This window comes from Simiduia litorea, assembly GCF_042853465.1.
In the GTDB taxonomy this organism is placed as follows: domain Bacteria; phylum Pseudomonadota; class Gammaproteobacteria; order Pseudomonadales; family Cellvibrionaceae; genus Simiduia; species Simiduia litorea.
Genome location: NZ_AP031497.1, coordinates 2346134 through 2368657 on the forward strand (window position 1 = coordinate 2346134; position 22524 = coordinate 2368657).

The following is a 22524-nucleotide window of genomic DNA, read 5'->3' on the forward strand; positions in this document are numbered from 1 at the left end:
TATTAGCGATTCAATCTAGCGCTTAAAACCCGTGATTAGACGAGCAGCAGGTGACTAGACCAGATTACAGGAAGCTAAAGTGGTACCAAGGAACCCGTTAGCCGCCTCGACGTCTAAGCCGTATTTCGGCGAAGCTAGTTTTTTCGCGCCGCAGCAACAACTTTGGCAATATTTGCATCGGTGGGGTATTCACCGTTAGTCCAGCCCAAGCGGACAAACACCAAGCTATCAGACGGCATAATCATGACAATTTGCGATCGATTTCCCATCGCGGCGTAGGCGTCCTTAGGCACATTTGGCCAACGCAGTGAAGCATCACCCGCATTCAGCCAAAACTGAAAGCCATAGGCCTTCTCATTACTCGATGCATTAGGGCTGGATGCCATTTCGACAAATTCGCGGGTGAGCAAGCGCTGGCCGTTTATTTCACCTTTATTGAGCATAAGCAAACCAAGGCGTGCCCAATCGCGCGCGCTGGCGTAAAAGTAGGAGCTGCCCACAAGTGTGCCACCCGCATCGCTTTCGAATAGCGCGTGTGTTAAGCCTAATGGTTTATATAAAGACGCGTCTAGGAAGCTTACATTGCCCTGCAAACTTGCTCCACTGCGCTGTTGCACCAAAGCGGAGAGAATATTGGCGCTACCGGATGAATAATTAAAATGCGATCCAGGCTCGTGCAGCGCCGAGCTTTGCAAGGCGAAGCTGGCCGCATTGGGCTCGGTAAAAAGCATGCGAGTAACATCCTTCCCCGGTGCGTAGATTTCATCAAAATCCAAGCCATCGGTCATCGTCAACAAGTCTTTTACAGCAATATGTTTACGTTCATCATTGCGCCACTCACTAAATAGATCTGTCTCATCGAGTCTTAACCGATCTTCATAAAGCAACCGACCAATGGCAATAGCCGTAACACTTTTGCCCATAGACCAACCCAATAATTGGGATTGCGGGCCTATACCGGGCGCATAACTTTCGGCAACAATTCGGTCGCCCTGCACTAACAATAACGCGCGGGACTCTAAACCCGCAGCGTTATCGGCGCTCAATATTTGATCTAAAACTGCCTGCAAATCCGGGTCAATAGTGTTCACCTTCGAACCAAGAGGCCACTCCCCGGGGGCAGAAACCAACGCGGGAACTACCACCCCTTGGCGCGCATCGGTACCAGCGAAATCAATAGCACAACCAAGGCCAGGATGAAAACTAGCACTGGCGCTGAACCCATAAAATGAGGTGACAACAGTTTGCGTTTGATCGTCAAAGTGCACAGCGAGTTCAGCCAAAATAGGTGAATAACTGGTTAAATCATTCTTGGCCTGTTGCTCTGTGAGCCCGCTAACATATTTAGACGAGCAGGCAAGCTTCGCACCCATACCGGTCGCCACGCTGGGCGCTGCGATAATATAAGCAGGGCCAAGCCAGAACACGCCTGCAAGTAGTAGACTAACCACTAACGATAACAGGGACAGCGCAACTTTTTTCGTCAGAACTTTTTTCGACATAATGTACCTCACAGAGTAGGCACGAAGGCTACCAGTCAAACAATGACAAGACAATGCACGCCAGCTAAAAGCCACCGACCTGTCAGCCATAAAAAAACCCGCACTGGGCGGGTTTTACCTGTGAAGGTTAAAGTTTTTTACAATCGAATGATTTTATCAACCAAGGTTTTCAAAACACCCAAACCGATAAGTTCAGCGGCTCTTTCAATATCCGGCGCAAAGAAACGATCTTTATCGTAAAAAGGCACATGGGCGCGCAGTTCCGCACGCGCTTGCTCCAAGGGACCAGATGTGGTTAAACCATCGAGAAAATCGAGGCCTTGGCAAACCGCCAACCATTCAACCGCCAAGATGCCCACGGTGTTCTCACTCATATCTTTTAATCGCCTGGCGGCAAAGGTCGCCATGGAGACATGATCTTCTTGGTTGGCAGAGGTTGGAAGTGAATCAACACTGGCTGGATGTGCTAAGGATTTATTCTCGCTAGCAAGCGCCGCCGATGTCACCTGCGCAATCATAAAGCCTGAATTAACCCCGCCATTATTAACCAGAAAAGGCGGCAAACCCGACAGTTTACTATCGATTAACAAGGCCATGCGTCGTTCAGACAAAGAGCCAATTTCCGCTATCGCCAAGGCCAAATTATCAGCGGCCATGGCTATAGGCTCAGCATGAAAATTACCACCGGAAATAATGTCGCTATTGGCTATATCAGCTTCAACAAATACCAATGGGTTATCGGAAACCGCATTTGCCTCAGTGACAATGATATCTCGAGCATTGCGCATTTGCTGTAGACAGGCACCCATAACCTGAGGCTGACAACGCAGTGAATAAGGGTCCTGTACTTTTTCGCAATCGATATGGCTATGTTCGATTTGCGAATGATCTAAAAGCGAGCGATAGGCCAACGCCATATCAATTTGCGATTGGTGGCCGCGCGCTAAATGAATCCGCTCATCAAAGGGTTTGCGCGAACCCTTAGCCGCTTCAACACACAGTGCGCCAATGACAGTCGCGGAAGCCAACAAGTTTTCTGAGTAAAACAACCCCTCTAATGCCAGGGCAGTAGACGCTTGTGTACCGTTCAGCAACGCCAAACCTTCCTTTGGCGCTAACACAAGCGGCTTCAACCCCGCAATGCGCAGTGCCGTTTTTGCCGATACTTTTTCCTTTTTATAAAAGGCTTCGCCCTCACCCAATAATACACAACTCATATGCGCCAGAGGCGCCAAGTCACCGGAGGCACCTACTGAACCTTTTAACGGTATACAGGGGTAAATCTCGTGGTTTAACAAGGTGATTAACGCTTGAATAACCTCTAGCCGAATACCGGAAAAACCACGTGCTAAGGCGTTAATTTTTAACACCATAAGCAATCGCACGGTGGCATTTTTCATGGTTTTACCAATGCCCGCGGCGTGGCTTAACACGATGGAGCGCTGAAGCTCTTCCAATTCCTCGGGTTTGATGCGGGTATTGGCAAGCAAACCGAAACCCGTGTTAATGCCATAAACCACGCGGTTGTCATCAATGACTTTTTTCACCACGGCCGCCGACGCATTAATGCCGACTTCACAATCGGGGTGCAAAGAAAACTGATGCGGATGTGCGTGTATTTTGAATAAATCTTTGTAACTGAGTTCGCCAGGTTTTATTTCAAAATGGTCCATATTGAAATCTCAAATAGAATTGTTAGGAAGTCGTGTGTTATCAGAGTCATGCCAAGACTATTTCAACATGGGCAAATCTAGCCCCTGCTCTTGCGCGCATTGAATGGCAATATCGTAACCGGCATCGGCATGGCGCATGACCCCAGTACCAGGATCATTACGCAATACTCGCCCTACCCGCTCGTGTGCGGCCTGACTACCATCACAAACAATGACCACACCGGAGTGCTGACTAAAGCCCATACCCACACCGCCGCCGTGATGCAAGCTTACCCACGTGGCACCACCCGCAGTGTTTAACAGCGCATTCAGTAACGGCCAATCGGAAACTGCATCACTACCATCTTGCATCGCTTCTGTTTCACGATTGGGCGATGCCACCGAACCGCTATCCAAATGATCTCGACCGATAACGACCGGCGCTTTTAGTTCGCCGCTGGCGACCATGGCGTTAAATGCCTGCCCCAAGCGCGCGCGGTCTTTTAGGCCGACCCAACAAATACGCGCCGGCAAGCCTTGAAATTGAATGCGCTCGCGCGCCATATCCAACCAATTGTGCAAATGCTTATCGTCGGGTATCAGCTCTTTAACTTTCTGATCGGTTTTATAAATATCTTCTGGATCACCGGATAACGCCACCCAACGGAAAGGCCCAATGCCTTCGCAAAACAAGGGGCGAATGTAGGCGGGCACAAAACCAGGAAAATCGAAAGCATTAGCAACACCCTCTTCCAACGCCATCTGGCGAATGTTGTTGCCGTAATCCAAGGTGGCTGCGCCCGCGGCCTGCAAATCCAACATCGCTTGCACTTGTATTGCCATCGATTGTTTAGCCGCTTTAACCACCGCGGCCTCATCCCTTGCACGCTCAATTTGCGCCTGCTCGAGCGTCCAACCTTTGGGTAGATAACCGTTGAGCGGATCGTGCGCCGAGGTTTGATCAGTCACCACATCGGGCGTGATATCGCGCTTGGCAAGCTCTGGAAAAATATCTGCGGCATTGCCCAAAAGCCCGACAGAAACGGCTTTACCCTCAGCCTTAGCCGCCGCCAGCATACCAAGCGCTTGATCGAGCGTGGTTGCCTTTTTATCCACATAACCGGTCTTTAATCTGAAGTCGATACGGGATTCATCCACCTCTACCGCCAACATTGAAAAGCCAGCCATAGTTGCCGCCAAGGGCTGGGCACCACCCATACCACCTAAGCCACCGGTTAACACCCAACGGCCTTTGGCGCTGCCAGCGAAATGTTTTTTCGCGACGCTGACAAAGGTCTCATAAGTGCCCTGCACTATGCCTTGCGAGCCAATGTAAATCCAAGAGCCCGCCGTCATCTGCCCATACATCATCAAGCCCTTTTTATCGAGCTCGTTGAAATGTTCCCACGTCGCCCAATGGGGAACGAGGTTTGAATTTGCCAATAAAACTCGAGGTGCGTTTTCATGGGTTTTAAAAACACCCACCGGCTTACCGCTTTGAATAAGCAAGGTTTCGTCGGCTTCCAAACGCGTCAAGGTTTCGACAATACGGTCATAGCAGGCCCAATTACGTGCAGCCCGACCAATGCCACCGTATACCACCAACGCTTGAGGATGTTCGGCAACCTCCGGATCTAAATTGTTCATCAACATCCGCAAAGGAGCCTCAGTGAGCCAACTTTTTGCGGTTAATTGCGTACCGCGCGCGGCGCGAATAACACGGGTATTATCAATACGGGGATTTTGCTCTGCCATGGTATGGCTCCTCTGCAATAGAAAGTCATGAAGCACACTCGTGATGGCTTCGAGACCGGAAACTAATAATTAATATGACCACCTAAACGGAATCGTTTACCTGGGTGGTATAGATGGGTGTAACTCACGACTCCAAGGCTCGAAAATGTGCGCCGACTAACCTTCAAACAAGGTTCGCCATCGGTTAGCTGTAAAATATGGGTTAAAAAATCTGTGGACGCAACGGCTTCGATTAAATGATCGGCTTCAGTCAGAGGCGCCATTCTATTAAGAAAAAGGCTAGGCGTTAAATCGTCGACACCGAAAGGCTGTTCTAAATAACCGGGAGCAAAATGTGGGTTGACCCAACGCTCTTCGAGCTGCAATGGCATGTCGTTTTCAAAGTGTAATAGGCGCGAAAAATAGAGTTCTGCCTCATCCACCACGCCGAGTTGCCGAGCTTGCTTTTTGCCAGCGAGTACGACGTTCAAGGCTAAAACTTGCGAGCGGTAGACGTGTCCACGCTCGTGAATCTCATCGGCAATGTTGCGAATTTCCACCAAATTGCTGTTCGGCCGCTCATCCGCGACAAAGGTGCCTAAGCCTTGAGAGCGAACTAATACACCATCCTCAGACAACACATCGAGGGCTCGGCGCGCTGTCATGCGGCTCACCGAAAACTCCGCTGCCAGCTCGTTCTCCGATGCAACGCGATCGCCAGCACAAAGCTCACCGGCGTCAATGCGGCGCAACAAAGCCTGCTTAATTGTCAAATAACGGGGCTGATTCATGGCGAACCATACTAAACCTGCAAACTTGTATATACAAGTATATACAAGCAATTTATACCACCCTTTAGCTTAGGACGTTGAAGGCAAAAGATATTGTGTATACAATATACTGTACGAGGGTCAGCAAATAATGCGCGCGACACCCAGATGAAGCGTTCGAATAGGTAGGCTGCTGCGAGTAACAGCCTCGTTGAATTACCTGCAGACAGCTGCAACAAAAGGGGCGCGCGAGTGGGTTACCCCAACCTAACGCTCGGCAAAACCAATGGCTCTCGATTTAGCAGCGCTACCGCCCGACAAGATTAATAAATAGCAGGTTTCATTACTCGATGACCAAAGTAATCCCACTTCCGTCGATCCAACGCCGACAACAACAACTGAGAGCTCAACTTCAATCGAGGAACCTTTCTGCCTATGTCGTTTTTTCATCAGAAAATTTACGCTATTTGACCGGCTATACGGGTGAAGCCGCCTGCCTTCTATTTACCCTAGATTATTGTTATTTGATCACCGACTATCGATTTGTCCAGCAGGCAATAACGGAATGTCAACTCACTCAGGTCATCGAGCGCAATAGAGATACCCAGAGCCTAGGTCAGTGTTTGGCCGCACTCTGTAAAGAATTTCATCTAACCACTGTCTCATTTGAAAGCGATAAAGTGTCCGTAGCCCAATGGCAAATGATTGCCTTGGATTTGGGTAATTATCACTGTACGCCATTAAATAGCTGCGTCGAAGAAATACGAAAACGAAAAGAGCTCTGGGAAATTGAACAAATTCGACAAGCCGCGAAAATTGGCGACAATGCTCTAGCTCTCGCCTTAAGCACATTAAAAATTGGCATCACAGAAAAAGATTTTGCCAATGCGTTAGAGCATCAACTGGCGCGCTTAGGTTCAGAGACAATTGCTTTCCCCACCATCGCCGTTTTCGGAGAAAACACAGCCTTACCCCATGGCATGCCAAGTCAACGGAGGCTGGCCGATGGAGACTTTATCACCATCGATTTTGGCGCCGTAGTTAACGGCTACAAATCCGACATGACACGCAGTTACATCTACGGCCGCGCTAGCGATAAACAGCTAGCATTGATGCAAACAGTATTAAGTGCGCAACAAGCCGCCCTAGATTGTCTCTACCCGGGCATTGAAGCCTGTGCAGCAAACGCTATAGCAAAAGCAACATTAGCCGAATCCGAATTTTCTCAGTACGCAGGTCCGGGCTTAGGTCATGGCCTAGGGCTATTTTTGCACGAACAACCCCATATAGGTCCGCAATGTGTTGAGCCCTTATCGCGGGACTTTGTCGTCACGATCGAGCCTGGCCTCTATGTACCCAATTTTGGCGGTGCCCGCTTTGAGGACGACGTACTGATCACTGAACACGGGATAGAAATACTGACCCAAGCGCCGAAACAATATAGGTTGCCTCATGAAAATCATTAGTGCCGAACAGATACATAAAGCCCTAAATTACCCTGACTTGATTAACCATCTTGATCGTGGGTTTGCGCGTCCATTTGAGATGCCCAAACGGCAAGTCTTCAATTTAAATGCAGGCACAGAAAACAAAGATGCCTTCGCTGTTCTACCGGCTTGGAGTGAAGACTACTTAGCGGTAAAAGCTTTTACTTATTTTCCCAGCAACTACACGCATAATAAATCCGCTTTACACGCCAACATACTGTTATTTAATAGAAGTCATGGTGAACCCATCGCGCTACTGGAAGGAGCAAGCTTAACTCACTGGCGCACGGCGGCCGTATCAGCCCTGGCGTCGCGCTACCTCTCTAATCCAGACGCTACGCGCCTACTGTTATTGGGTACGGGTAATCTAGCGCCCCATTTGATAGCGGCACATCTCAGTGTTCGTCCGATAGACTCAGTGATTATTTGGGGTCGTAACTTACACAAAGCACAAAGACTAGCAGCTGAATTAAGTCAACAATTTCACGCGGTTAATTTCAGCGTCCAACTCGATGTAAAACTGGCCGCACAGGACAGCGATATCATCGTAGCAGCCACTGCCAGCCCTACGCCCATTTTATACGGCAACTGGGTATCACCCGGGACTCATGTTGACCTACTCGGCAATCACAATACAGACCAACGCGAATGTGACTCAGAACTCATCACAAAAGCCCAAGTTTTTGTCGATAGCAAAATAAATGTATTAAATGAAGCCGGTGAACTTCTGATTCCCATTCAAGAAGGCGTATTTAACCAAAACGCCATTCACGGTGAGCTGGGACAACTCTGCAACAAATCCATTGCAGGTAGGCAGTCATTAAGTGCTATCACCCTGTTTAAAAGTGTTGGCACAGCAATTAGCGATCTTCTAGCCGCGCAACACGTGCTCGAAACCCTTAAATAGTGGCTAAACACCAGCCCTAATTATAATAAAAAGGCAAACTTTTGAATTTTCCCCGGGCATTCTATGTGGCCAATACATTAGAAATTTTTGAACGTTTAGCGTGGTACGGGTTTTTTACCGTTTCCTCGCTGTACATGAGTAGTCCACTAGATCAAGGCGGTATGGCTTTTAGCGACGCCGAGCGTGGGTTTCTGCAAGGTCTGATTCCTTTTCTACTTTATCTATTTCCAGTTGTTACAGGCGCCCTCGCCGACCGCTACGGTTATAAGCGAATGTTTTGGCTATCCTTTCTTATCATGTGCCCCGGCTATTATTTGCTCGGCCAGGCACAGGGCTTTTGGTCTTTCTTTTTCGCGTTCCTCGCCGTTGCTATTGGCGCAGCCTGTTTTAAACCAGTTGTACTCGGTACCATTAGCCGCACGACATCAGCACAAAATAGAGGCCTTGGCTTCGGCATTTTTTACACTATGATAAACCTCGGTGGTTTTCTCGGGCCCTTTGTGGCCGGCTACCTACGGGCCATAAGCTGGGACCTCGTTTTTCTTGTATCTGCCGGTTGGATTGCGATCAACATGCTCATACTTGGCTTATTTTATCGCGAGCCAACGTCTGAATTTACTGGTGCGAAAAAACTCACCATCAGCGAAAACAAAGATCTACGCAGCTTACGAGAGGTTTTGCTGGAAGCGCAGGACATTCTAGGCAACGGCCGCTTAGCCTTTTTACTCATACCACTCATCATGGGCTTACTTGTCTCGGTAAAGTTTAACGTCAACATAAAAGATTATGCTATTGCCTCAATCTGCTGGCTGACAATTAACCTATTCTGGAGCCACTGGGTAAAAATGAACTATTCTTCCACACTAACACGCAGTTCTAGAGGCCGAAGCGGCCCAAGGCCATGGTACCAACAGACAATCAACATAGGCGATAAAAATTTATTACTGTACTTGCTAATACTTTCAGGTTTCTGGACTGTCTATAATCAGCTTTTTTTTACGCTACCACTGTATATTCGAGACTTTGTCGACACGACGGATATCGTCCGTGGTTTACATGGCCTAAGCCCTAATCTCGCTAGTTTTATGGCGCAGGTTAATGTCGACCAGCTAGCTGCCAGCATCGAAAAAATTGACTGGCAAGAACCGGCGACTAGCATTCGACTAGGCCTTGCGCACTACAAGGTTTTAGTACCCATTGAGTTAATTGAATCAACGCAGACGGCAATTGCCAACGGCATACTCGAGCCACAATTTCTGGCCCAACACTGGGCTCAGCAATATCGACAAATTAATCCGGAGTACATTATCAATTTAGACTTTGGCGCCATTATTTTATTTCAAATTGCATTAAGCCAATGGCTGCAACGTTTTAGCTCACTCAAGGTCATTGTACTGGGTACTATTATTCTCGCCACGGCCAACTTGATCGGTGGGCTCGCGCATATGGTGCTACTCAGCGGCTTTATGGTAATAGGTGGCGTACTCGTGTTTGCCTTAGGTGAGATGGTTGCATCGCCGAAAAGCCAAGAATATATCGCCGCACTTGCGCCTACGAACAAAGCCGCTGTTTTTATGGGCTATTACTTTGTGTCAATGGCATTAGGTATGCTGTTTGGTGGTTTACTGTCTGGCTGGGCTTATGGCACCTTGGCACATGCCTATCAGGCCCCCTACCTTATGTGGACGTTGTTTTCTGTCATCGGCCTATTAAGCGCGCTGGCGCTCTATCTTTTTCAAGCTCGCCTGCCTATAAAACAGTGAGTTTAATCGTTATAAAAAGGCAGTTAACCGATTAACTGCCTTCACCATCAATTTATTTAATGGAGGCTTTTCAACCATTCCGAGAAATCGTCATCCATCGAGACGCCCCACTGAGTCACCAACGCTTGATAGCGAGGAAAATCCCCCGCTCGTGTAAACACAAGCATTTGTTGGATCTTTTCAGGTTGCCTTTCCATCATATAGCGCACGGCCAAATAGCCCCAACGGTAAATACGATCGACACCGCTAAGCGTGGTGTTGTTAAAAATATCGCTTAACGCAATGGCTTCCTTCTTCGCGAGAGCAACCGCGGATAAATTATCATTACCCTGCGCCACATATTCGGCCACACCTTCAGTCCACCAGGTAAGGTGTGGCAACAAGGGCGCTGGTTTAGGGCAAAACTCAGGCCCCTCGTGATTGTCGTGTAAGCCGGCGCAGAAATCGCCATAAATATTGAAGCGACCATCGAGATAATGAACCATCTCATGGCGCAGATTCCAGATACCTTCATCGCGTTGATAGGCGATAAAATTGGCAGCATTGTCTTGCCACTGGGGATAACCTTCTAAATACATACCACCATTATCGGTACTGATACCAAAATCTTGCCCAGCATGCGTGCGATAGTCATCCACATTGCTGTAGATATTGGCCGTCATAAAGGTATTGTAATCGTGGTCAACAGGTGTTTTTTCAGTCGGAAACAAAGCGTGAAATTTTATTTCGTTTTCCGCCATCATGTCGCAGGCTTGCTGCACTTGCTGATCAGTTAAGGATTGATGGCGAATGGCCCAGGCGGCATTACAGCGGTGGTAGTTAACTAATACACTGTTTTCTGGTGCTGGCGCCGGCAACCAATGCCCCGGCGGCGTGAAGGCAACAGGTTTTTGCGCCGTTGTTGGAGCGCAACCGAGAAGCGTCAGTAGCGAACAAGCACTGGTAAAAGATAAACAGGCGCGCTTAATAGGTAGCGATGAAAACACAGCAGTCTCCTTGAGATATATTGCCAAAGTATTGCAGGTTCCCTAGATGCATTGATGCAACTAAGATTCCGACATCCGGAATATCAAGAGACTACCTAAGCTAAACAAACAAAGAATTTATTTAGCCCGAACCACTGATTCAAATCGATTTTTTGGCTTCTTGCGCCACGAGCAGTGCGCGAATTTCCGCCTTCGCACCTAAAATATGGTCTGTTAAACACTTACACGCTCGCTTCACATCTTTAGCACGGCAGGCGTTAATTAATTCGCGATGCTCTGGGCCCGCTTTTTTAACGCCTCCGGCTAATAAAAAGTGCATACGAATATACCGATCAGCATTTTTATTCAAATTTTCTACCACATCGCGAGTTTGCGGGCGGTCGACCTTGTAGAGGCCCATGTGAAAACGGCTATTCAATGCAGACCAGCGATCCGCCGCATCCTCGTGCTTCAACGCTGCTTCAAGTTCAACCAATATGGTTTCAGCTAGCGCCAAGTCATCATCCGTCAATAATGGTACTGAGCGGGCGAGTAAGTCAGCCTCAAGCATGGCACGCAGCTCAAACAACTCATCGATTTGTTCAAGATTTAGTTCGGTGGCAGTAGCTCCTTTATGAGGTTCAAATCGAACGAGGCCCTCGGCCTCCAATTGCAGCAGTGCCTCGCGCACCGGAATGCGGCTGACATTAAGCTCTTCCGCTAACGCGGCTTGCCGCAAAGGTTCGCCAGCCTTAATTGCGCCAGACAAAATACGCTCGCGGATGGCTTCTACCACAACCTGAGTTCGGGTTTTGTACTCTATCGCCATTGCAACTCAACCTTATATTGAAGTGGCGGCTAGTGTACCTCTTGCGCAGGTTCGGAACAATTCACCTAAGCATCTGAAATCTCTGCGATTTTTATCCTAGCGCTATAAACCTGCAGGAAAAAATGCCGGGGATACCCCGGCCAAGTGCAGATTGGACTGCTCACTAAAACCGACGCTTTACCGAACAGACCCAGGGAAAACACGGTTATTGCGATATGTCATCAAATCACTTCAAAGCCATGGGCATAGGGATCTCGATTGTCGACACAGATCTGATTTGCCCCAAACACATGTGCCCAGCCCTGAATACTTGGCACTATCGCCGTCATACCAGCAACCTCTGTTACCGATTCAATGCAACCGGTAAATTGACTACCAATAAAACTTTCGTGCACAAAGCTGTTTCCGACATTTAACAGGCCACGCGCGAAACGCTGTGCCATACGCGCCGATGTCCCTGTACCACAGGGCGACCTATCTATCGCTTTTTCACCATAGAAAACAGCGTTAGCGGCATCTGAGCCAGCAGTCTTAGGTTTCCCAGTCCAAAGCACATGAGATAAACCTTGGAGGCTTGGGTCTAGCGGGTGGACAAAAGTTTGAAGTGCTCTACCGGCATCGCGCAGCAAAGGGCTGTATTGCAGCACTTGCGCCGCGGACCATTGATCAACACCAGGAAAATTCTCCTGTGGCTCAACGATGGCATAGAAATTACCGCCGTAAGCAACATCAAAAGTGATATCGCCTAAACCGGGTACGAATGCCACCAAGTCCTTGGCGTATAGAAACGACGCTACGTTGACGAGCTTGACTGAGCGCACCTTGTCGCCAGACATTTCATAGGTAACAGACAACTGCCCCGCCGGCACATCAATCACTAGTTGCCCAGGGATTTTCGGCTGTACCAAGCCAGACTCTAACGCCGCCGTAACCGTACCGATGGTGCCGTGACCACACATCGGTAGACAACCAGACGTTTCAATGAAAAGGATTGAAAAATCTGCATTTTCCGAACACGGCGGGTATAAAAACGCACCCGACATCATGGCGTGTCCACGGGGTTCGAACATTAACGCTTGGCGAATCCAATCGAAACGCGCAATAAAATCAAGACGCTTTTCGCTCATGGTTGCTCCTTTCAGCATCGGATGACCGGAGGTCACTAAACGCACAGGATTGCCACAGGTATGTGCATCAATACAAAAAAAAGTGCCTTGTTTCATTGCGCTGCCCTTAAAGCCCAAATTTAGAAAGGTCGATACGACTATTCATAGCCTCTCCGTAGAGCTTTTCCACGCTGGCCTTTTCTATATTGGTTAAGGCTAATCTTGGCGCACGCGTACGCTCTGACCCACGTCCGGCCAATTGCTCAGCGAATTTAATGCATTGAACTAAGGTCGGAATGGTATCTAGGCGCAACAACGGTAAGAACCAGCGCCAAATTTCTAAGGCTTCTTTATATCTTCCCTGTTGCGCCAATTTAAATATGGCGACGGACTCTTGCGGAAACACATTCGTCAAACCGGAGATCCAACCGGTAACACCGAGCATTAAGCTTTCCAACGCAATATCATCTACGCCACAAAAAACACTAAAGCGATCATCGAAACGCGTATAAAGTTCCGTAATGCGGCGCGTGTCCGTGGTGGATTCTTTGATAGCAACGATATTTTTTTCTGCGGCTAAAATTTCCATGCTATCGAGCCCCAAATCGACGCCGTAGGTGACTGGGTTGTTGTACACCATGATAGGCAGCGCGGTGTGGCGTGCCACTTGTTGAAAATGATGGATTGCCTCGCGCTCGGTAGACCGATAAACCATACCGGGTAACAGCATGAGGCCATCTACACCAATTTTTTCTGCCTGTACGGCAAAATCTTTGGCAAATGCCGTGGTAGTTTCTGCTGCACCCGAAAGCAGCGTAACCCGACCGGCGACAACTTCCTGCGCAGCCGCTACCACCTGTAATTTCTCTGCGCCAGAAAGCGAACAATTTTCCCCGACAGTGCCGCATACAATAATGCCGTGTACACCTTCGCCGATGAGTTGATCCAACATATGTTGAGTGGCGGTTAAATCAAGGCTGTCGTCAGCCTTAAACTGCGTTGTAACCGCTGGAAACACACCCTTCCAATTAATACTCATCACGACATCTCCAAAACTAGATTACCGAGCTAAACCCGGCACAGGACTAAGAACTAAGGCTTACGCCTTGAATGGGTGCAGACTAAGGTATATTGTATACAATTACAAGTATGTAATTTATTTGGAAGCCTTATGTCAGACAAAATAGCCGTTGTTGGCGCCGGAATTATTGGTATTTGCACCGCATTAAAAGCCATAGACGCTGGTCATGACGTTTACTTAATCGACCCAGAAGATCCCGGTGCCGGCTGCTCCGCTGGTAATGCAGGGCATTTTGCCACCGAGCAAGTGTTTCCCTTAGCCGACCCTGCACTGCTAATTAAGATACCCGGAATGCTCGTAGACCCACTCGGCCCCCTTGCCATTCGCCCAGGTTATTTCCTTCAGGTATTACCTTGGCTGTGGCGTTTTGTATTACAAATGGGTAAAGCGAAACGCCGTGCCAATACCAAAGAGCTGCGCGCGCTCTGCGAGGCCGCCCTACCCGCTTGGCAGACAATATTGCAGCAGCACAACTTAAATGATCACTTAACTCTGGCAGGCAGCCTTCTAGTGTTTGAGACAACACCAGTTCAGGAAATCCAAAAAATTCAACAGCTGTACCAGCGTGAAGGCGTCCAGGTCAGCTTATTGAACCGGCAAGATCTGAACACATTAGAACCAGAACTCTCGAAAAAGGTCACCCATGCACTATTTTTTGAGCGCGTTGGCCACACCGCAAACCCGCTCGCACTCAGCCAGGCTCTGTGTAGAAAATTCCTCGAGAAGGGTGGCAACATAGTAAGAGAGGAAGTAAGCGAGATCACTAACGTCAATTGCCAGTGGAAACTAACATTTATCGCGAAAACAAGCGCCCTGCCTTCGCGACACCAATGCTTTGATACAGTTATAATTTGCGCAGGCATTTACAGTAAAAAACTGTGTGGCCAACTGGGCTATTCAGTGCCACTAGAGGCCGAGCGGGGTTACCACCTCAGTTGTGCAACGACACAGATGCCAGGGAGACCTATCGCCTCTTATGAGCGCAAGTTTATTATGACCCCCATGAGCATGGGGTTACGTCTGGCTGGTACCGTAGAGTTTGCCGGTATTAACGCCAAACCCAACTCGAAACGGGCAGACGGTTTTTATCAGCATGGGCGCGCACTTTGGCCTCAGCTGGATCAAACAACCGACCCAAGGCTTGAACAAAACCGATGGATGGGACATAGGCCAAGTCTGCCAGACTCGCTGCCGGTTATTTCTTCAGCTAGCGAGAAAAACCTGTACTTCAATTTTGGCCATCAACATTTGGGCCTGACACTAGCTGCGGTTAGCGCCGAGTGCCTCATGCAGCTGATCAATAAAGATGCAGGCCAGCATACAGGCAAAAACCAGCAACGCGCGTTCAATAGACAAGCACTATCAATTCAACGCTTTCATAAATAGCCCACAGTATTCGATTATTGTGAGCGCTATAAATAGGCTAACATAAGCAACTCGTTCACACTCAGCACGAGAATGCATCGATGAATCAGTTCGCTAAATTAAACGTCGCCATAGTCGCAACGACAACACTTTACGCCTGCAGTAATACGGGTGGTTTCAGTGATATGGCTATGAATGTAGCTAGCAGCTATATTGGGCAGTACCAAGTCACTGAAATTGAGGGTGAAGCAATAGTTGCCGACAGCAAACCCGAGCTATCGCTAAACGACGATGGCACGCTCACTGGCAATACAGGCTGCAATAACTTTTCCGGGAAATACGAATGGGTGGGCACGGCCCTCAGCATTGGCGAAATGGCCACCACTCGAAAAATGTGTGCGCCGGCATTGATAGGACAAGAACAAAAAATATTAGGCGCACTCGCCTCGGTTAAAAATGCAAAACTCGAAGGCCTTGATATAGTGTTAATCGATGAGCACAATAATCCACTCATCCGGGCTGCCAAATCCAACGAGTAAAGTGCCCCCTTTATCGGGGGCAGAACTTTTATTTTGGTCTAAATGCAATCACTTCTATCTCAACCAACATACCCGGTACCGCCAAGCCTGCCACCTGCACGGCCGATCGCGCCGGCAAATTAGGCTGCGCAGCCGTACTAAAAAATTGTGTGTAAGCTTTCATCATGCCACCAAAGTCCATCTGCCCGCCTTTGGTTTCATCCCCGACTAAAAACACCGTCATTTTTATCACATCACCCATATCCAAGCCTTTGCTTTTTAAAGACGACTGTATCTGTTTCAGCACATCGAAGCTCTGTTCTTCGGTGTTACCCCAATAAGCAGCGCTATACTTCTCTGCCTTGGCATCCTTCGGACTCGGCACCTTGCCACTCTCAAAAACCAGAGAGCCACCGGTGACTTCAACCGCAGCAGCTATGGGAAATTGACTATTAATCAAAGGATAACGCTGGACTTGTTCAGCGACCGCTATCGATTGAAAGCCCAGAGCAACGACCAAAATACCGAGTGTGAATAGCCAATTAATACCAACCAATTTTTCCGCGGGCTTAACCATGTTCATACAATTTCTCCTAATAGTATTTGGTAAAATTTACAGTGTAGATATGTAGCTTAATAACGCTTCCAAAGTTTCATCACTCATAGGCCAAGGTAGAGCCTTCGCCATCTGCCGACCATAGACATCGTCCTCGCAAAGCAACGACCCCCTTCGCCAAATGAACGCAATTGAGCCTTGAAATAAGCAAAATTTTTACCCGCAAACGGCGGCGCCTTCTTCACCCAAATCACCGCTGGCATGACAGGCCACTCAGTGGCGATAAAACCGTTGAAGAGACACCAAGAGCGCAACCGTTAAGCACAACATCTGACGCCTTTTTCCTTTGCGCCCGCAAGGAGCAGGAAACATTAACGCCTCGGAAATCTTCTTTCTCTAAAGCTACCTAAGCGGAGGTAGATTACTACCCCATGGCTAAATAATTCTGTACTTTCTGCGGAATGACCTAGAAGCAACCTACCGTTTTGCTGTATAAACAGTCGTAGATATAACTAAATTCAAAGCTTGATTCAGGGGTAAGTATCTAACAATGCCGCCCTAGAGCGGCGGTAAAATTCAACTAAACTTGAGGGTACAAAGTGCTTCAGCGTCATAAAGCACACACCCACACCAGTACAAGATATCCCCAGATGACTGCTCAATTAGTGATAACGAATATTCGACTCGCCACCGCCTGCCAGTACAGCAAACCCTATGGTCAAACCCTTGGTTCTGCCATTGCCGTTGACCAAGGTAAAGTCACTTGGATAGGTCAAGCTGAGGACGCGCCCCAAGCCAAAATTACCATAGATGGTAATAACGGTTGGCTCACACCGGGATTAATCGACTGTCATACTCACCTCATCTTCGGCGGTAATCGCGCCAATGAATTTGAATGGCGTCAACAAGGCGTCAGTTATAGCGAGATATCCAACCGCGGTGGCGGCATCATGAGCACTGTACAAGCTACGCGCTTAGCCACAGATGCAAGCTTGTTGCATGCTGCACAAAAAAGATTGGATGCGCTGATGGCGGAGGGTGTTACCAGCCTTGAAATTAAATCCGGCTACGGCCTTAGCCTCGAGCAAGAGTTAAGAATGTTGCGCTTAGCGCGCCAGCTGCAAAATCAAAACCCGGTCACTATTACAACGACGTTATTGGCAGCGCATGCATTGCCACCCGAGTTCGCTAGCAAGGACCTGTATATCGACCACATCGTTAACGATATTTTACCAGGTGCTGCAGCAGAAAATTTAGTCGATGCGGTCGATGTTTTTTGCGAAGGGGTCGGTTTTTCTGTTGCTCAGTGTGAAAACGTTTTCAAGGCTGCTACAAGTTTAGGCCTGCGTGTGAAGGGCCACGTGGAACAGCTTAGTAACCTACACGGCAGCGCGCTGGTGGCAAAATACCAAGGACTATCTGTCGATCACATCGAATATTTATCAAACCAAGATATCCCGCTCATAAAAGCTGCAAATACAGTGGCCGTTTTATTGCCCGCCGCCTTTTTCTTTCTTAAAGAAACTCAGTGCCCACCGATCCAAGCACTTCGCGATGCTGGTGTGGCCATGGCGGTGGCGACAGATTGCAATCCCGGCACAGCACCACAAGCATCCCTACTAACGGCAATGAATCAGGCTTGTGTACTGTTTGGCTTAACGCCCGAGGAAAGCTTTACCGGCGTCACTCGCCACGCTGCAGCCGCCTTAAATCTGCCTTCGAAAGGTCAACTTGCAGTGGGGTTCGATGCCGACTTATTGCTGTGGAATATCGAATCGCCCGCTGAACTTAGTTACGGTATAAATTTGGTCAAGCCGGAAAAACGCTGGATTGCAGGGGAGCTACAACTATGAGTTTGTATAGACCCAATACCTCTGACGTGTGGACAGGACGTATCGATACGGAAGAAACGCGCCCAGCACTGCGCTGGCACCAAAAAATGAAATCATTAGACCTCGATCGAGCCGAACTTACAAAAGCAATATGCGAACAGCCAAACACGCTAGCGCTTCTTGGCTTTCAGTGCGATGCCGGCGTCATTCGAAACAAAGGTCGGCCAGGTGCTGTAAAAGGACCTAATGCTCTGCGCCATGGCCTTGCCAATGCCGCGTGCGCCGATCAAACCATGTTCGATGCGGGCGATGTCTTTTGTAGCGGCGATGATTTGGAAGCGGCGCAGAACAGCCTCGGCCAAAGACTTGACCAACTTGTTAAATTGCAATTGCAGCCCGTTGTGCTGGGTGGCGGTCACGAGGTTGCTTGGGCAAGCTTTCAGGGTTTAATACCCACATTATTGGAAAAAGATATCGCATTGGGCATCATCAATTTCGACGCCCACTTAGATTTACGCGCACCCATACCGAAAGGATCTTCAGGCACACCTTTCCGACAAATTAACGAATGGTGTAAAGCCCACGGGCAAACATTTAATTATTGTGTGTTAGGTGTTAACCCAAGTGCCAACACGCAAGCCTTGTTCGATTACGCCAATGAGCAAGGTGTCTCGTGGATGGAAGACATTGCCTTTGAAACCAACGACCAACACCAGATGCAACGCTATATCGATCAATTTTTAAACAAGGTTGATGCGCTATATTTGACTGTTTGCCTCGATGTATTTAATGCTGCCTTTGCGCCAGGCGTCAGCGCGCCAGCAGCACTTGGCATTAGCCCCGCAAAAATGTTGCAGTCGTTTAAGTTACTACTACAACAAGCAAAAGCACAACAAAAGCCTGTACTGCTACTCGATATTGCTGAGCTAAACCCAGAGCACGACAGAGACGGTATGACCGCTAAGCTCGGCGCAAGAATCGTCTGGGAGTACCAGCAGTTTTTGCAATCCAACATCGCACCTAAGTAGACATTCTGCGCTTGAAACAGCACACTTGCGACACTCATTAAAATCATAACAACGAAAGAAGCCGACATGGACCAATTTAACCAATTTTTAGCCACTTCCGTCAGCGCAATCAACGGTGTCTTGTGGGATTCCATTTTGATTTACTTGCTGGTGATCGCGGGTATTTGGTTCACCTTTCGCTTAGGTGCCGTGCAATTTCGCCTGTTTGGCCACATGTTTACCATGATGAAGGGCTCTTCGCGCTCCAATGCGCAGGGCATATCACCCTTCCAAGCGCTCGCTACCAGTCTCGCGGCGCGCGTGGGAACCGGTAATTTAGCGGGTGTTGCTGTTGCCATTACTCTAGGCGGACCGGGTGCGGTGTTTTGGATGTGGATGATTGCTCTATTGGGTATGGCCACCGGCTTCGTGGAATCCACGCTCGGACAATTTTACAAAGTCAAAGACGCCAATGGCGAGTTTCGCGGTGGCCCCGCCTACTACATTCAAATGGGCCTTAAACAACGCTGGCTCGCCATCGCGTTTTCGCTGTGCTTATTATTTGGTTATGGCTTTGTGTTTTCTGCGGTACAGGCCAATACCATTGGCGATGCCTTAAATAACGCTTACGGCATTCCCGCGCTCTATAGCGGTTTAGTGATGACTATCGTCGCTGGCCTTATTGTGCTTGGCGGTATGCGAGCCATCGCGCGTTTTGCTGAATTTACCGTGCCCTTTATGGGTGTAGCTTATGTAGCCATGGCCTTGTTCATTGTTGCGGTCAACATTCAAGAAGTACCCGCCATTCTCGGGTTAATTGTCAGCTCAGCTTTTGGCTTAGAGGAAGCCGCTGGCGGCTTTCTTGGCGCCGCCATTAACGGCATTAAACGCGGCCTTTATTCCAATGAGGCTGGCTCGGGTAGCGTGCCCCACGCAGCTGCCGCCGCTCAGCCCTACCCTAACCACCCAGTGTCTCAAGGGTTGGTGCAAATGCTTGGGGTTTTTGTCGACACCATCCTAATCTGCTCTTGCACCGCAATCATCATTCTCCTGGCCGGCGGTGCGTCCGAAGAAGGCTTGGCAGGCATTCGCATCACCCAAGATGCCATGGTGAGCCATGTGGGTAGTTGGGGCATGGATTTTGTGGCCATTGCCATCGTCTTTTTCTCCTTCACCTCGGTGGTCGCAAATTACGCCTACGCGGAATCTAACCTACACGTCTTTAAACTCGACCATAAACCCGGCCGATTAGCATTAACCATGGGCTACCTAGCGATGGTTTTATGGGGCACCATGGCACCCTTGCCAACCGTGTGGAACATGGCTGATATGGCACTAGGTTTAATGACGGTCATTAATATTATTGCCATCGCTTGGCTAACGCCTACGGTTGTCATGTTGCTGAACGATTATCAAGCGCAGCGTAAAGCCGGCAAATTACCTGAGTACCGTTTAGACAAAAACCATCAATTCCAAGGTGACACTGAACCTGGTGTATGGAGTAAAAACGATTGACCGCAAGTACGAGCACAAGCGCAACAGCAAATTATTATGCAGCCGTCGACTTAGGCTCCAATAGCTTTCATTTATTGGTAGCGAAAGTCGTTGGCAATCGTTTAGAGGTGGTCGATCGCCATAAGGAGATGGTGCAAATAGCGCGCGGGCTAGACGAACGCGGCAATCTAGCGAAGGAAATGCAAGCAGAAGCCATTGCGGTTTTATTGCGTATCAACGAACGCCTGCGCGATATAGCACCAGAAAATATTCGCGCTGTCGGCACGAAAACCTTGCGAGCGGCTCGTAATGCCGACAAGTTTTTACGCAAGGCAGAGGAAGCACTAGGCCACCCAATCAACATCATTTCTGGTTTTGAAGAGGCGCGCTTGGTTTACCAAGGCGTGGTCCGCTCACTCGAAGACAACAGCCAAAAGCGCTTAGTAATTGATATTGGCGGCGCTAGCACCGAATTTATTATCGGTGAAGGCCGAGGCCCCCGACTACTTGAAAGCCTGAACTTAGGCTGTGTGACACTGGCGGAAAGGCACTTCAAATTTGGCCCCGTAACTAAAAGCAGGATGGAAGCTGCCTACATTTCTGCAAGCGCCGCAATAGAACCCATCGCCCGAGCATACAAAGCTTTTGGTTGGGATATTGCCCTTGGCACCTCCGGCACAATGCGCGCGGCAGCCGAGTTGATGGATGCCAAAGATCAAGGTTTAATCACCCGCACCAATCTTGACAATATTATTCAGCAAACCATTCTCGACGGAGAAGTGCTTAACGGTGAAGTACCAAAACTTCGTCGCGATGTGTTGCCCGCCGGCTTAGCTATCATCAAAGCACTTTTTGATCAGCTCGGTTTAGAGCAATTGCACATTGCCGATGTGGCATTAAAAGAAGGTTTGATTTTTGAAATTATTGGCCGCGAAGCCAATACCGATAGTCGTGAAGACAGCGTCAACCGCCTTGCTCAAACCTATCAATGCGACCAAGCTCAGCGCGAAAGAGTGGCTGAACTAGCGGTGAATTTTACCACACAATTACAGCTTGCCGACATCAACGATACCAAGGCAACGCAGTTAGTCGCATGGGCTGGCACCCTGCACGAAATTGGTTTGCACATCAGCCACAATGGCTTTCATAAACACGGCTACTACCTACTCCGCCATCACGATATGAGTGGCTTCTCACGCTATGAACAACACATGCTCGCAGCGCTGGTAAGATTGCAGCGCAGTGCCATTAAAACGTCGCTTATCAATGAGCTTGCCCCCCATAACCGCAACGATTTTATGTGTATGGTGGTTGCTTTACGTTTGGCGGTTATTTTGTGCCGTGGCCGCGAAGCATTGGATATCAATCCGACTTTGGCATTACAGAGCAACGGCGAACTGACTCTGGCGCTGCCTAAGGATTGGCTAGAAAAGCACCCGCTAAGCGCTATCAATCTACATAACGAAGCCGAGGAGCTACTGCTCGCCGGCGTTAAGCTTAACGTTAGCTAACCGAGTAAATCATCGGCCTTGATTTTCAGTGCTTGCGCTAAGCCACGAATAATTGCGGGGCTTGGCTCTCGTTCTCCGCGCGCAATTTGCTCGCAATAAGCGGGCGAAATACCCGCATCTTTGGCAATGGCGCTGGCGGATTTTCCCTGCGCTGCCTTAAGGGCAGAAAACTTTTCAGGGCTGAATTTTGCGTTGCTCGCATCAGCTGATTTCATCCCAGCAAAAAAGGCATTCGGCTTAGCCGCGCTATTCGCTTGGGCGATAGCTGGTTTAGCCGACGACCCAGGCACTACTGAGGTATCGGCTGGTGTCTCGCCTGCAGCGGCCAATAACGCTTCATATTGGGCGTAGGGTATCACCGCCCATTCAGGCCGCCCGTCCTTCATGATAACCTGTACACTCATAATCTTTCTCGATATCAACAAAAACGCAATTGTACGCAATC

19 protein-coding genes are annotated in these 22524 nt (G+C 48.9%); 9 read left to right on the top strand and 10 right to left on the bottom strand.

The window, feature by feature from the left end:
* Positions 1-134: 134 nt before the first annotated feature.
* The 4 genes from ACGHTT_RS10450 to hutC form a co-directional block, all read right to left on the bottom strand.
* The gene (locus tag ACGHTT_RS10450) at positions 135-1502 is read right to left on the bottom strand and encodes a serine hydrolase domain-containing protein (protein ID WP_390590423.1); all 1368 of its coding nucleotides are present in this window, start codon (positions 1500-1502) and stop codon (positions 135-137) included.
* A 137-nt stretch (positions 1503-1639) separates the two neighbouring features.
* A complete protein-coding gene (gene hutH / locus ACGHTT_RS10455) occupies positions 1640-3175 on the bottom strand; it encodes a histidine ammonia-lyase (protein WP_390590424.1) in 1536 nt (511 codons plus the stop codon).
* Between the two features lie 57 nt (positions 3176-3232).
* On the bottom strand, positions 3233-4909 hold the full coding sequence (gene hutU, locus ACGHTT_RS10460; protein WP_390590425.1) for a urocanate hydratase: 1677 nt from the start codon (positions 4907-4909) through the stop codon (positions 3233-3235).
* 62 nt (positions 4910-4971) lie between these two features.
* Positions 4972-5679 (bottom strand): histidine utilization repressor, encoded by a 708-nt coding sequence (gene hutC / locus ACGHTT_RS10465; RefSeq protein ID WP_390590426.1) that lies wholly within the window; start codon positions 5677-5679, stop codon positions 4972-4974.
* A gap of 329 nt (positions 5680-6008) precedes the next feature.
* Here hutC and ACGHTT_RS10470 point away from each other — a divergent pair, with 329 nt between their 5' ends.
* Genes ACGHTT_RS10470 through ACGHTT_RS10480 form a run of 3 tightly spaced genes read left to right on the top strand, consistent with a single transcriptional unit; the run spans position 6009 to position 9815 of the window.
* Positions 6009-7124 (top strand): M24 family metallopeptidase, encoded by a 1116-nt coding sequence (locus ACGHTT_RS10470; RefSeq protein WP_390590427.1) that lies wholly within the window; start codon positions 6009-6011, stop codon positions 7122-7124.
* Entirely contained in the window at positions 7111-8052 is a 942-nt protein-coding gene (locus ACGHTT_RS10475) for an ornithine cyclodeaminase family protein (protein ID WP_390590428.1), read from the top strand. Before ACGHTT_RS10470 ends, ACGHTT_RS10475 begins: the two co-directional genes overlap by 14 nt.
* A gap of 41 nt (positions 8053-8093) precedes the next feature.
* Positions 8094-9815, top strand: coding sequence for an MFS transporter (locus ACGHTT_RS10480; RefSeq protein WP_390590429.1), 1722 nt, complete (start codon positions 8094-8096; stop codon positions 9813-9815).
* Between the two features lie 56 nt (positions 9816-9871).
* Here the strand turns inward: ACGHTT_RS10480 and ACGHTT_RS10485 are convergent, their stop codons facing one another.
* The 4 genes from ACGHTT_RS10485 to ACGHTT_RS10500 form a co-directional block, all read right to left on the bottom strand.
* Complete coding sequence (locus ACGHTT_RS10485) at positions 9872-10801, bottom strand: collagenase (protein WP_390590430.1); 930 nt, start codon at positions 10799-10801, stop codon at positions 9872-9874.
* Positions 10802-10940: 139 nt separating this feature from the next.
* The gene (locus tag ACGHTT_RS10490) at positions 10941-11609 is read right to left on the bottom strand and encodes a GntR family transcriptional regulator (protein ID WP_390590431.1); all 669 of its coding nucleotides are present in this window, start codon (positions 11607-11609) and stop codon (positions 10941-10943) included.
* Between the two features lie 221 nt (positions 11610-11830).
* The gene (locus ACGHTT_RS10495) at positions 11831-12832 is read right to left on the bottom strand and encodes a 4-hydroxyproline epimerase (protein ID WP_390590432.1); all 1002 of its coding nucleotides are present in this window, start codon (positions 12830-12832) and stop codon (positions 11831-11833) included.
* A gap of 10 nt (positions 12833-12842) precedes the next feature.
* The gene (locus ACGHTT_RS10500) at positions 12843-13754 is read right to left on the bottom strand and encodes a dihydrodipicolinate synthase family protein (RefSeq protein WP_390590433.1); all 912 of its coding nucleotides are present in this window, start codon (positions 13752-13754) and stop codon (positions 12843-12845) included.
* A 132-nt stretch (positions 13755-13886) separates the two neighbouring features.
* On the opposite strand from ACGHTT_RS10500, the gene ACGHTT_RS10505 reads away from it, so the two are divergent.
* Both ACGHTT_RS10505 and ACGHTT_RS10510 read left to right on the top strand, forming a co-directional pair.
* Positions 13887-15182 (top strand): NAD(P)/FAD-dependent oxidoreductase, encoded by a 1296-nt coding sequence (locus ACGHTT_RS10505; RefSeq protein WP_390590434.1) that lies wholly within the window; start codon positions 13887-13889, stop codon positions 15180-15182.
* An 80-nt stretch (positions 15183-15262) separates the two neighbouring features.
* Positions 15263-15700, top strand: a complete 438-nt coding sequence (locus ACGHTT_RS10510) for an META domain-containing protein (RefSeq protein ID WP_390590435.1) — start codon at positions 15263-15265, stop codon at positions 15698-15700.
* Between the two features lie 28 nt (positions 15701-15728).
* On the opposite strand, the gene ACGHTT_RS10515 is transcribed toward ACGHTT_RS10510, so the two are convergent.
* The gene (locus ACGHTT_RS10515) at positions 15729-16262 is read right to left on the bottom strand and encodes a RidA family protein (RefSeq protein WP_390590436.1); all 534 of its coding nucleotides are present in this window, start codon (positions 16260-16262) and stop codon (positions 15729-15731) included.
* Between the two features lie 623 nt (positions 16263-16885).
* On the opposite strand from ACGHTT_RS10515, the gene hutI reads away from it, so the two are divergent.
* From hutI to ACGHTT_RS10535, 4 genes are all read left to right on the top strand, one after another.
* The gene (gene hutI, locus ACGHTT_RS10520; RefSeq protein WP_390590437.1) at positions 16886-18088 is read left to right on the top strand and encodes an imidazolonepropionase; all 1203 of its coding nucleotides are present in this window, start codon (positions 16886-16888) and stop codon (positions 18086-18088) included.
* The gene (gene hutG / locus ACGHTT_RS10525; protein ID WP_390590438.1) at positions 18085-19095 is read left to right on the top strand and encodes a formimidoylglutamase; all 1011 of its coding nucleotides are present in this window, start codon (positions 18085-18087) and stop codon (positions 19093-19095) included. The genes hutI and hutG overlap by 4 nt, the downstream gene beginning before the upstream one ends.
* A 66-nt stretch (positions 19096-19161) precedes the next feature.
* The gene (locus ACGHTT_RS10530; RefSeq protein ID WP_390590439.1) at positions 19162-20589 is read left to right on the top strand and encodes an alanine/glycine:cation symporter family protein; all 1428 of its coding nucleotides are present in this window, start codon (positions 19162-19164) and stop codon (positions 20587-20589) included.
* Complete coding sequence (locus ACGHTT_RS10535) at positions 20586-22079, top strand: Ppx/GppA family phosphatase (protein ID WP_390590440.1); 1494 nt, start codon at positions 20586-20588, stop codon at positions 22077-22079. The genes ACGHTT_RS10530 and ACGHTT_RS10535 overlap by 4 nt, the downstream gene beginning before the upstream one ends.
* On the opposite strand, the gene ACGHTT_RS10540 is transcribed toward ACGHTT_RS10535, so the two are convergent.
* The gene (locus ACGHTT_RS10540; RefSeq protein WP_390590441.1) at positions 22076-22483 is read right to left on the bottom strand and encodes a helix-turn-helix domain-containing protein; all 408 of its coding nucleotides are present in this window, start codon (positions 22481-22483) and stop codon (positions 22076-22078) included. The genes ACGHTT_RS10535 and ACGHTT_RS10540 overlap by 4 nt on opposite strands.
* Positions 22484-22524 lie beyond the last annotated feature (41 nt).

Coding starts and splice junctions, on each gene's coding strand:
- ACGHTT_RS10450 (WP_390590423.1), bottom strand. CDS start 1,502: ATGTCGAAAAAAGTTCTGACGAAAAAAGTTGCGCTGTCCCTGTTATCG.
- hutH (WP_390590424.1), bottom strand. CDS start 3,175: ATGGACCATTTTGAAATAAAACCTGGCGAACTCAGTTACAAAGATTTA.
- hutU (WP_390590425.1), bottom strand. CDS start 4,909: ATGGCAGAGCAAAATCCCCGTATTGATAATACCCGTGTTATTCGCGCC.
- hutC (WP_390590426.1), bottom strand. CDS start 5,679: ATGAATCAGCCCCGTTATTTGACAATTAAGCAGGCTTTGTTGCGCCGC.
- ACGHTT_RS10470 (WP_390590427.1), top strand. CDS start 6,009: ATGACCAAAGTAATCCCACTTCCGTCGATCCAACGCCGACAACAACAA.
- ACGHTT_RS10475 (WP_390590428.1), top strand. CDS start 7,111: ATGAAAATCATTAGTGCCGAACAGATACATAAAGCCCTAAATTACCCT.
- ACGHTT_RS10490 (WP_390590431.1), bottom strand. CDS start 11,609: ATGGCGATAGAGTACAAAACCCGAACTCAGGTTGTGGTAGAAGCCATC.
- ACGHTT_RS10495 (WP_390590432.1), bottom strand. CDS start 12,832: ATGAAACAAGGCACTTTTTTTTGTATTGATGCACATACCTGTGGCAAT.
- ACGHTT_RS10500 (WP_390590433.1), bottom strand. CDS start 13,754: ATGAGTATTAATTGGAAGGGTGTGTTTCCAGCGGTTACAACGCAGTTT.
- ACGHTT_RS10505 (WP_390590434.1), top strand. CDS start 13,887: ATGTCAGACAAAATAGCCGTTGTTGGCGCCGGAATTATTGGTATTTGC.
- ACGHTT_RS10510 (WP_390590435.1), top strand. CDS start 15,263: ATGAATCAGTTCGCTAAATTAAACGTCGCCATAGTCGCAACGACAACA.
- ACGHTT_RS10515 (WP_390590436.1), bottom strand. CDS start 16,262: ATGAACATGGTTAAGCCCGCGGAAAAATTGGTTGGTATTAATTGGCTA.
- hutI (WP_390590437.1), top strand. CDS start 16,886: ATGACTGCTCAATTAGTGATAACGAATATTCGACTCGCCACCGCCTGC.
- hutG (WP_390590438.1), top strand. CDS start 18,085: ATGAGTTTGTATAGACCCAATACCTCTGACGTGTGGACAGGACGTATC.
- ACGHTT_RS10530 (WP_390590439.1), top strand. CDS start 19,162: ATGGACCAATTTAACCAATTTTTAGCCACTTCCGTCAGCGCAATCAAC.
- ACGHTT_RS10540 (WP_390590441.1), bottom strand. CDS start 22,483: ATGAGTGTACAGGTTATCATGAAGGACGGGCGGCCTGAATGGGCGGTG.